The organism is Acinetobacter sp. AG1, assembly GCF_001005525.1.
In the GTDB taxonomy this organism is placed as follows: Bacteria; Pseudomonadota; Gammaproteobacteria; order Pseudomonadales; family Moraxellaceae; genus Acinetobacter; species Acinetobacter modestus.
Map to the genome: position 1 here is coordinate 1 of NZ_LBMZ01000027.1, position 2,507 is coordinate 2,507.

A 2,507-nucleotide genomic window follows, 5' to 3' on the forward strand; every position below is an offset into this window, starting at 1 on the left:
TTATTATTAATCTATATTTTTTAATATCTGATTTTTATACTATAATTCACCTAAAAATTACTTTAATTTTAACTTTTAAAAATATTCTGTAACTTATGCCTTACGTTGTATTCCCCAAATAATTATCTCGGTACAATGAATCTAGTTTGAATTAACATGTCTAGATTCATTGTGATAAAAATACAATTATTGTCGCGAAGGATAAATGCCTTCCAAGCTAATGATGTAATACAAGCCTAAATATGGGTTGGTTATATTGATTGGTTGCCCAGAACCTGTATTAGAAGTGGTTTGCAAAGGTATGGTCACTTGAGCACTACCTTGTATTGCTTTCATATTGACTGGTTGGGCTACGTTTTGAGCGAAGGTATCAAGTGTTCCACCTGTGGTAGCATCGTTCGCATTTGCCCAGATAGCATCTGTTGGACTCGATGTATTACCCCCAGCAGAACTTGCTTGTGGAGTAAATGTTACTGTTGCTGCAACAGTTTGAGCTGCAATCACATGGTTATGAGGTGGTAAGTTATTCGCTAGTATGGTCGTACTATTATTACCAGCCGCCTGACCAAGCTGTGCATTAGTATTTACGCCTAGCGCAAATCGATTTACTAAATTCGGTAATGCAAATGTTCTCACACCATCTCCACCATAGGTTGTACCTAATAAACTGAATAATGCTTGGTATTGTGCGATCGAAAGTAATTGTCCATTACAAATAGCCCAGCCGCGAGGGATAAAGTTGTACGGAACAAGAATAATTTCACCAACAAATGGATCTGCGCTCATATAATTTTTTCCTTTTAGTTTTCAGAAGTGTTGTTAGTCATTGTTGTGTAAGTCATTAAAATTGATCTTGAGTTAGGCGCATACCCCCAAAACATCGTATTTTTCTTGGATTGCTTTGAATTTTCGATTTATCGATTTGCGATAACTATAAATGGTTTCAATTGTTAGATTGAGCTGTACGGCAATATCTGAACTACATAGATCTTGGGTCAATAGCTGAACGATGCTGCGTTCTCTAGAGGTAAGATTGTTTAGAAATTCTGAATAATAGGGGCAGAATTGAATTAAGCAGGCACGGTGATGGATTTTTAATTTTTGGTAAATATTTTCTTGATGGGTTGTGACAGTGCGTTCACTGATGTGTAGTTTGATGGATATTTCTTTAACGCGATAATTGTATACCAACATTTAAAAAAATTTGACGTTCGCGCTTGCTTAGTCTTTCTAAGATACTCATGTTTAATCCTTGTTTTTAATGATAAAAAATATTTAATTTTTTCTTGTTTTGTTTTCACGTTATTAAATGTGAGTTGAAGATGATTTGCATCATTGAAATTTGTTATTCCAAATAGTTTTTTTTATCGATATTTTTTTATTTTTCTACCAAATTTCAATGATTCTTTATTACTAAAAATACTCTCTAATTTATGTGTTTATATTCACAAAAAGAAGGGAATAGTATGAATCTTATCTTTAAAAAAATTTGGAATAAATCTCTAGGGTGCTGTGTCGTTGTATCAGAAAATACCAAAAATTCAGGTAAGGGGAGTCAGGTCACTGGAAGCGTGCAACAACCATCAAAAATAGCCAGTAATATTCAGTTATTTAAGTTGAAACCATTGGTAGTGGCTACAGGTCTATCTTTAATGAGTTTGGTTTCACAACAAGTGTTTGCTGAGCAAGTGATTACATGTGGCGCACAAGGCTCTAACAATAATCCGAGTATTGCGACTGCTGCATTGAATAATACGATTATTTCACAACAATATTGGGGAACGCTTTATTGTTTAAATCAACCTTCAGGTACATTGGTTTCCGATAATAAACTGTTGAATGATGATTTAAATGTAACAATTAGCACGGATACTTTAAAAGTTGGAGCAGGCGGAATTACCTCTAAGGGGGCATTAGGAAATGATCCTGGAAATGGTTCAATTTCCTTCAATAATAATAAGATCACCAACCTATCAAACGGTATATCTACAAATGATGCAGTTAATTTTGGCCAACTAAATTCGTTGGCCAATGTTTTTGGTGGTGGTGCAGGTTTTAGCGGAGGTGTATTTACTGGCCCAACTTATGTCATACAAGGGTCAAATTATACAAATATAGGAAGTGCTTTTACTGCTGTAAATACTAAATTAACGAGTTTACAAAGCCAAATTGATGGTTTACCAACAGGCGGTGGTGCTGATGGTAAAAGTGCTTATGAACTTGCAGTTGTAGGTGGATATGTTGGTACACAAACTCAGTGGTTAGCCTCTTTAAAAGGTGACAAAGGCGATAAAGGCGACAAGGGCGATAAAGGTGACGTAGGCGCTACGGGCGCAACTGGAGCTACAGGTGCTCAAGGTGACAAGGGCGATAAAGGTGATAAAGGTGATGTCGGTGCTACGGGCGCAACTGGTGCAACAGGAGCTCAAGGTGATAAGGGCGATAAAGGTGATGTAGGCGCTACGGGCGCAACTGGTGCAACTGGTGCCACAGGCGCTCAAGGTGAC

The 2,507-nt window shown here is 36.8% G+C and carries 3 protein-coding genes; 1 reads left to right on the top strand and 2 read right to left on the bottom strand.

Annotated elements, in window-relative coordinates:
* Positions 1-186: 186 nt before the first annotated feature.
* Complete coding sequence (locus AAV96_RS00255; protein ID WP_046737858.1) at positions 187-786, bottom strand: phage tail protein; 600 nt, start codon at positions 784-786, stop codon at positions 187-189.
* Between the two features lie 72 nt (positions 787-858).
* On the bottom strand, positions 859-1,194 hold the full coding sequence (locus tag AAV96_RS17830) for a helix-turn-helix transcriptional regulator (protein WP_081399781.1): 336 nt from the start codon (positions 1,192-1,194) through the stop codon (positions 859-861).
* A 272-nt stretch (positions 1,195-1,466) separates the two neighbouring features.
* On the opposite strand from AAV96_RS17830, the gene AAV96_RS18370 reads away from it, so the two are divergent.
* Positions 1,467-2,507 (top strand): ESPR domain-containing protein (locus tag AAV96_RS18370; RefSeq protein WP_227505809.1); only part of this gene is annotated, 1,041 nt, incomplete at its 3' end.

What these genes read in the sequence shown, in the direction of transcription:
- AAV96_RS00255 (WP_046737858.1), bottom strand. Translation starts at nt 786, where the DNA reads ATGAGCGCAGATCCATTTGTTGGTGAAATTATTCTTGTTCCGTACAAC.
- AAV96_RS17830 (WP_081399781.1), bottom strand. Translation starts at nt 1,194, where the DNA reads ATGTTGGTATACAATTATCGCGTTAAAGAAATATCCATCAAACTACAC.